We start from the raw sequence: 7,840 nt of genomic DNA on the forward strand, positions 1-7,840 counted from the left end.
CACTTTTCGCCGGATCGGCAAAAGTGATGCCATGTGCGACAGAAGCTATAGACACATGTCCCTGAACTAATTTACTGTGTCGACCACCGCGGTTTACAGGATTGGAATCCGCTACGGCTGAAGGCGCGACGGCGCGCGCCCTGCCTGGCAAGAGCGTCAGGAAGGGACTGTCCATGTCCGCTATGGACACTGGTCGTCGGCTGCGCCGCCGGGCCGCCGGCTCCGCGCTGCTCCTCGTCGCCGCCGCGCTCAGCGGCATCGTCACCACCGCACCGGCCGCACAGGCCCACCCCATCAGCGCCACCGACTTCCAGCAGGTCACGCTGGCCAAGGGCGTCGCCGAGGTCGGCGAGCCCATGTCGCTCGCCGTGCTGCCGGACCGCTCGGTGCTGCACACGGCCCGCGGCGGGCAGCTTCGCCGCACCGACGCCAACGGCACGACCACCCTCATCGGCACCCTCCCCGTCTACACCCACGACGAGGAGGGGCTCCAGGGCGTCGGCGTCGACCCGGGCTTCGCCAGCAACCGGTTCGTCTACCTCTACTTCGCACCGCCGCTGTCCACACCGGCCGGTGACGCGCCGGCCACCGGCACGAGCTGGACGGCCTGGCAGGGCGTCAACCGGCTGGCCCGGTTCACCCTCAACGCCGACTTCACGCTCAACATGGGCAGCCAGGTCACCGTCCTGGACGTGCCGGCCGACCGCGGCATCTGCTGCCACGTCGGCGGCGACATCGACTTCGACGCGGCCGGCAACCTCTACCTGTCGACCGGCGACGACACCAACCCGTTCGACTCGGCCGGCTACGCGCCGATCGACGAGCGGACCAACCGCAACCCGGCGTACGACGCGCAGCGCTCCGCGGGCAACACCAACGACCTGCGCGGCAAGATCCTGCGGATCAAGGTGAACGCCAACGGGACCGTCGCGATCCCGTCGGGCAACCTGTTCGCGCCCGGCACGGCCAACACCCGGCCCGAGATCTACGCGATGGGCTTCCGGAACCCGTTCCGGATCAGCGTCGACAAGGCCACCGGCGTGGTCTACGTCGGCGACTACGGCCCCGACGCGGGCTCGACCGACGCCAACCGCGGGCCGTCCGGCCAGGTCGAGTTCAACCGGGTCACCTCGGCCGGCAACTACGGCTGGCCGTACTGCACGGGCACCAACACCAGCACCGAGACCTACAACGAGTGGAACTTCGCGACCGGCACCACCGGCCCGAAGTTCAACTGCACCGGCGGGGCGACCAACAACTCGTTCCGCAACACCGGCCAGGGCACCCTGCCGCCGGCCCGCGCCGCCTGGATCAGGTACGGCGGTGACAGCGGCACCCCGACCGAGTTCGGCGGCGGCTCCGAGTCGCCGATGGGCGGCCCGGTCTACCGCTACAACGCGGCGAACCCGTCCACCACGAAGTTCCCGCAAAGCTTCGAGGGGCAGTTCTTCGCCACCGAGTTCGGCCGGGGCTGGATCAAGCCGATCCACGTCAACGCCGACGGCACCCGGGGCACGATCGACGCCTTCCCCTGGGTCGGCAAGCAGGTGATGGACTCGGCGTTCGGCCCGGACGGTGCCTACTACGTGCTCGACTACGGCACCGGCTACTTCAACGGCGACGCCAACTCCGCGCTCTACCGCTTCGACTACGTGGCCGGCGGCAACCGGGCACCGACCGCCGTCGCCAGCGCCCAGCCCACCTCGGGCCAGGCCCCGCTCACCGTCGCGTTCTCGTCGGCCGGCTCCACGGACCCCGACGGCGGTGCGCTGACCTACTCCTGGGCGTTCGGTGACGGCACCACGTCGACCGCGGCGAACCCGTCGAAGACGTACACCAGCAACGGCACCTACACCGCGACGCTGACCGTGCGGGACCCGCAGGGCGCGACCGGCACGGCCAGCGTGCAGATCGGCGTCGGCAACACGGCGCCGACGGTCAACATCAGCGTTCCCGGCAACGGTCAGCTGTTCAACTTCGGCGACACGATCCCGTTCACGATCACGGCGAGCGACCCCGAGGACGGCACGATCAACTGCGCCAGGGCCAAGATGACGTACGTCCTCGGGCACGACCAGCACGGCCACCAGATCACGTCCGTCAACGGGTGCTCCGGGTCGATCACCGTCCCGACCGACGGGGAGCACGACGCGGCGGCGAACATCTTCGCGATCTTCGACGCCGAGTACACCGACAACGGCGGGCTCACCACGCACAGGCAGTTCACCCTCCAGCCCAAGCACCGCCAGGCCGAGCACTACAAGACGATGTCCGGCGTCTCGCTGATCACCAAGACCGGCGCCGAGGGCGGCCGGACGGTCGGCGACGTGCACAACGGAGACTGGATCTCGTTCGACCCCTACAAGATCAATAACGCCACGTCGATGACCGCCCGGGTCTCCTCCGGCGGGGTCGGCGGCACCCTCCAGGTGCGGGCGGGCTCGGCGACCGGCACCGTCCTCGGCTCGGTCGCGGTGGCCAACACCGGCTCGTGGGAGACGTTCACCAACGTCACCGCGACCCTGTCCGGCGTGCCGGCCGGCACGACCACGCTCTACCTGACCTTCGCGGGTGGCACCGGAGCGCTGTTCGACGTGGACGCGTTCACGTTCAACACCACCGGCGGCACCGGCACCGGCCCGGTCGTGGGTCTCGCGGGTAAGTGCCTGGACGTCCGCGGCGGCGCGACCGCCGACGGCACCCAGGTCCAGCTCTACACCTGCAACGGCTCCGCGGCGCAGACCTGGACCCGCACGGGTTCGACGCTGCGGGCGCTGGGCAAGTGCCTGGACGTCAGCGGCGCGGGCACGGCCGACGGCACGAAGATCCAGATCTACACCTGCAACGGTACGGGTGCGCAGAACTGGACGGTCGGCGCCAACTCGTCGCTGGTCAACCCGACGTCGGGCAAGTGCCTCGACGTGAGTGGCAACAACTCGGCCGACAGCACGGTGGTCCACCTGTGGACCTGCAACGGCGCCGCTAACCAGCGGTGGACATTGCCCTAGCCCCGATAGGGGCTCGGGTTCTCCATGCCGACTGATAGTCCAGGCATTGGGAATCAGCCCAGCGGGGGCGTCCGCCCAGGCGCCCCCGCACCGTCCCCGGGAGTGCAGATGCGCAGACTCATCCGGACCGCCATCGGCGCGGTCACTGCCGCCTTGGCCGTGATCGCCTGTACCGCACAGGCGGGGCCCGCGAACGCCGCGGACGCCGCGTACGACGTGCTGGTCTTCTCGAAGACCGCCGGGTTCCGGCACGACTCCATCCCGAACGGCATCCAGGCCATCCGCGACCTCGGCGCGGCCAACAACTTCACGGTGACGGCCACCGAGGACGCCAACACGTTCACCGCTGCCGGCCTCGCGCCGTACGAGGTGGTGGTGTTCCTCTCCACGACCGGCGACGTGCTCAACGCGACGCAGCAGACGGCGTTCGAGAACTACATCCGCTCCGGGCGCGGTTATGTCGGCGTGCACGCGGCGGCCGACACCGAGTACGACTGGGCCTGGTACGGCAACCTGGTCGGTGCTTACTTCAACTCGCACCCGGCGATCCAGCAGGCCAACATCAAGGTGGAGAACCGGGGCACGGCGGCGACCGCGCACCTGCCGCAGACGTGGACCCGCAGCGACGAGTGGTACAACTACCGCACCAACCCGCGGTCGACCGCGCGGGTGCTGGCCACGCTCGACGAGTCGTCGTACTCCGGCGGTGGCATGGGTGCCGACCACCCGATCATCTGGTGCAAGGCGTACGACGGCGGTCGGTCGTTCTACACGGGTCTCGGGCACACGCAGGCCTCGTACACGGAGGCCGCGTTCCGCTCGATGCTGCTCGGCGGCATCCGCTATGCGGCGGCGCGGACCGACTTTGATTGCAGGCCGGAGACGGGTTACACGGCTATCTACAATGGATCTGTCTCCGGTTGGTCGCAGGCCGGGCCCGGCTCGTTCACCAACAGCGACGCGACGTTGAAGTCGACCGGTGGCATGGGGCTCTACTGGTACTCCGCCAAGCAGTACACGTCGTACTCGCTCAAGCTCGACTGGAAGATGGACGGCGACGACAACTCGGGTATCTTCATCGGCTTCCCGCCGTCGTCCGACCCGTGGTCGGCCGTCGACAACGGCTACGAGATCCAGATCGACGCGACGGACGCGGCCGACCGTACGACGGGATCGGTCTACACGTTCAAGTCGGCTGACATCGCGGCCCGCGACGCGGCGCTGAACCCGCCGGGGGAGTGGAACACCTACGAGCTGCTGGTCGAGGGTGAGCGGCTGCAGATCTTCCTCAACGGCGTGAAGATCAACGACTTCACGAACACGGTCCCGGCGCGGTCGCTGGCCGGCCACATCGGCATCCAGAACCACGGCACGGGCGATGACGTGTCGTTCCGGAACATCCGGGTCAAGGAGCTCGGCACGCCGCCGCCGTCGGGTGACGTGACGGTGCAGGCGGAGTCGTTCTCGTCGGCGTCCGGGGTGCAGGCGTTCACCAAGGCGGGCGCCAACGGTGGGCAGACGCTGGGCTACATCGAGCCGGGTGACTGGGCTGCTTACAACGCCGTCAACGTCGGTGGTGCCTCCAGCTTCCGGGCGCGCGTGGTGTCGGGTGGCCCCGGCGGCACGATCCAGGTGCGCAACGGGTCGGCCACGGGCACGGTGCTGGGCACGGTCGCGGTGCCGAACACGGGGTCGTGGGACACGTACGCCAATGTGCAGGGTTCCCTGTCTGGGGTGCCGGCCGGGACCGCGAACGTGTATCTGACGTTCACCGGGACGGGCACGGGACTGTTCGATGTGGACGATTTCACGTTCGTGAAGAGCACGCCGCCCCCTAGCGGGACCGGCCCGGTGGTGGGCTTGGCGGGCAAGTGCCTCGACGTCCGCAACGGCGGCACGGCCGACGGCACGCAGATCCAGCTCTACACGTGCAACGGCTCGGCCGCGCAGACCTGGACCCGCAACGGATCGACGCTGCGCGCTCTGGGCAAGTGCCTGGACGTGAGCGGCAGCGGCACGGCGAACGGCACGAAGATCCAGCTCTGGACGTGCAACGGCACGGGTGCGCAGAGCTGGTCGGCCGGCGCCAACTCGTCGCTGGTCAACGCGAACTCGGCCAAGTGCCTGGACGTGAGCGGCAACAACTCGGCCGACAGCACGATCGTCCACCTCTGGACCTGCAACGGCGCGGCCAACCAACGCTGGACGCTGCCGTAACGGTCCACCCCTGATCGCGGGGGCCGGCAGGGGACGCCCACAACCCGTGCCGGCCACCGCCTCCACCCGACGCACCCTCCGCGCCTGCCCCGCGGAGGGTGCGTCGCCGTGCCGGGCACGTCGGGTCTGGCAGCCCGGTATTTGTCCGCCTGCGAAGGTGCAGACTCTTGGGCTCGTTGCCAGTGGAGCTCTCAACGCGCCTAGTGCTGAGCAGACGTACTCCGGGTCGTTTGCGATTGGTGCCTGCGCATAGGCGTGGTGCGGTGTTCGTGCGGGCAGTCGGCCCGCCGGCATCTCATGATCGTGTGTAGTCAGCCTGCTTCGCGAATGGGCTCTGTCATGATCGGGTGTGCACGGGCTGGCAGGCGCGCCGCACGAATCGCAGGCGTGACACACCCGATCTTGGTGTTGCCCGGCTTACTCATCGACCATCCGCACTGGATCATGGGCTTGCCACTAACCCAACTGACCGCGTGCTGTCGCTCCGGTTTCTCAGGATCGCCAGGATCTCCCGACGCACCCGCTGCGGCTCGGTCGTCAGGCGGGCGTGGCTGAGGCGGACGACGAGAATGCCACGTGCCGCGAGGGCGGCATCGCGGCGAAGGTCGACCTCCCGCTGACGCGGACTGCCGTGCGTGCCTGCGCCGTCGAGCTCGAAGTTGACCCGAGTGCCTTCGTGGAAGACGTCGAGATAGACGGTGCGCCCGTCGAGACGCACCGGGAACTGCCGGGCGAACGGCGGCATTCCTGGGCCCGTGAAGACCTTGTCGTCACCCCAGATCTCCAACGGGCTCCGGCAACCCACCGCCAGCCTGGCGACCAGGCCACGAAGCTCGGCGCGGCCGGGGATCTTGGGTGCCGCGGCCAGCGCGTCGCCGAGGCGCTGCGGTGTCGTAAGACGGTCGTTGACGGCGTTGATGATCGGTGCCTGTCGGTCCAGAGCGGGCAGCCACGGCCACGCGTCGACCAACGAGCGTTCGACCAGCGTCACGGGCGTGGTATTCCGCATGACGGCTGTCGGTGGATCGGTCGGGTGATGAACGACCAGCCACCCGCGCGATCGGGCGGTCGAGTGCCGGGCGACCGTGATGTGCTCTTGCTCGAGCGGCTCGTCTCCCAGCAGGCCCCAGACGACCAGCGCCGACGTGTGGCTGAGCACCGCACTGACGCCTTCCCCGACCGATGTTCCGTCGCTCAGGCCGGCGGCGCCGTAGGCCAGCGCCGCGCGCCGCCGGACGGCCGGTTCGTTTGCACAGGACGCGTCCGCGTAAACGCTGGGCAACAGCCGCACCAGTGTCTTCGAGCGCAATCCGTTGTCGATGGCCCAGCGGGGAACCGTCGCATCTCGCGCGCCGGTCCAGCGGACCACTCCTCCGCCGGTGGCGAGCGCCGTGGCCAATGCCTGCTCCATCCGACAAAGCGTCGTCGGCTCGACGAGACCCGGGCAACATGGTGTTCAAAGCTGTGGACAGCCACCTTGGTCGTTGACGCGCAGTGGCGACCAGTGGCATCGCGCGTCGGTGGCCGTGCCGAGCAGGTCTGCGATCCGATGTTCGAAGGCTCTGGACCGCCCCTGCCCGTTGACACGCGGTGTTCTGTAGCGACGTGGGCGAGGCTCGGCCGGGTAGCGGGTGTCGATGTCCTCCGCGCGGACCCTGTCGATGAACACGTGGGTCGGACGTGGAACGGTCGGGCCGCCAGGCGCGCGTCGTCGACCGCCCGCCTCGGGGGAGCGTGCCCGGCTGTGCCGCACGACTGCCTTGCTGTTCGCGGTGACGGCTGAGATCAACCGCGGGTCCATCGGCATCAGGTCTGGATGCCGGCGCCCACCGCGCATGAGCCTGCGGATGGCTCGGTTGAGGCCTCCGATCCAGGACAGCAGGACTCGCTGACGGTCATCGCGATTTCATGTTAGTGGACATTGACATAAAATCGCATGCGGCCGTAGCGTCGGTGCTGACATGGAGAGCAAGCGTGGCTACACGATGCGGGCCCGGGGCGACGCCAAGGCGGCGACCCGGCAACGGATCCTGCGGGCGGCGCTCGAGCTGAGCGAGGAGAAGATGACCATCGAGATCACCCTCGACGAGGTCGCCTCCCGCGCGGGCGCGAGCGTCCAGACAGTGCTGCGGCACTTCGGCTCCCGCGACGGCCTCCTCGACGCCGCGGTGGCGCTGGCCTCGGCCGACGTCGAGGAAGAACGCCGCGCCCCGGCCGGCGACGCGGCCGCGGCGGTGCACGCGGTGGTCGCGCACTACGAGCGCCGAGGCGACTTCGTGCTGCGGATGCTGAGCCAGGAGCACGACCCCCGCATCGCCGCGGTGGTCGGCCCCGGCAAACTCCTCCACCGCGCCTGGGTCGAGGAGATGTTCGCACCGCAACTCACCGCCCGCCCCGACCGCGCCGCCGTGGTCGACCTGCTCGTCGTCGCCACGGACGTCTACGCGTGGAAGCTGTTGCGCCGCGACCGCGGCCTGACCGCCGCCACCGTCGAGGCCCGCATGCTCGCGCTGGTCAACGCGATCCTCGCAAGGCCGTGACCAGATGGGCACGCTTTCCGACATCGGCGCGGTCCGTGGTCGCGGCTGCGCCGTTGAGCCTCGGGTCCGGCCGTC

The 7,840-nt window shown here is 69.3% G+C and carries 4 protein-coding genes; 3 read left to right on the forward strand and 1 reads right to left on the reverse strand.

Features of this window, described 5'->3' with window-relative positions; translation table 11 throughout:
- Positions 1-182 precede the first annotated feature (182 nt).
- Positions 183-3,008: a PQQ-dependent sugar dehydrogenase gene (locus Air01nite_RS24675; RefSeq protein WP_203705574.1), complete on the forward strand. Its 2,826-nt coding sequence runs from the start codon at positions 183-185 to the stop codon at positions 3,006-3,008.
- Between the two features lie 108 nt (positions 3,009-3,116).
- On the forward strand, positions 3,117-5,225 hold the full coding sequence (locus tag Air01nite_RS24680) for a ThuA domain-containing protein (protein ID WP_203705575.1): 2,109 nt from the start codon (positions 3,117-3,119) through the stop codon (positions 5,223-5,225).
- Between the two features lie 442 nt (positions 5,226-5,667).
- Here Air01nite_RS24680 and Air01nite_RS24685 read toward each other — a convergent pair whose 3' ends face one another.
- A complete protein-coding gene (locus Air01nite_RS24685; RefSeq protein WP_203705576.1) occupies positions 5,668-6,636 on the reverse strand; it encodes an endonuclease domain-containing protein in 969 nt (322 codons plus the stop codon).
- Positions 6,637-7,186: 550 nt separating this feature from the next.
- Here Air01nite_RS24685 and Air01nite_RS24690 point away from each other — a divergent pair.
- Positions 7,187-7,765 carry a TetR/AcrR family transcriptional regulator gene (locus Air01nite_RS24690; RefSeq protein ID WP_203705577.1) on the forward strand — a complete coding sequence of 193 codons (579 nt, stop codon included), beginning with the start codon at positions 7,187-7,189 and terminating at the stop codon, positions 7,763-7,765.
- Positions 7,766-7,840 lie beyond the last annotated feature (75 nt).

Origin of the sequence: Asanoa iriomotensis (assembly GCF_016862515.1) — a bacterium.
Lineage (GTDB): Bacteria > Actinomycetota > Actinomycetes > Mycobacteriales > Micromonosporaceae > Asanoa > Asanoa iriomotensis.

Bases quoted from the DNA above. Each gene is read 5' to 3' on its own strand.
- Air01nite_RS24680 (WP_203705575.1), top strand. From the start codon at position 3,117: ATGCGCAGACTCATCCGGACCGCCATCGGCGCGGTCACTGCCGCCTTG.
- Air01nite_RS24685 (WP_203705576.1), bottom strand. From the start codon at position 6,636: ATGGAGCAGGCATTGGCCACGGCGCTCGCCACCGGCGGAGGAGTGGTC.
- Air01nite_RS24690 (WP_203705577.1), top strand. From the start codon at position 7,187: ATGGAGAGCAAGCGTGGCTACACGATGCGGGCCCGGGGCGACGCCAAG.
- Air01nite_RS24675 (WP_203705574.1), top strand. From the start codon at position 183: ATGGACACTGGTCGTCGGCTGCGCCGCCGGGCCGCCGGCTCCGCGCTG.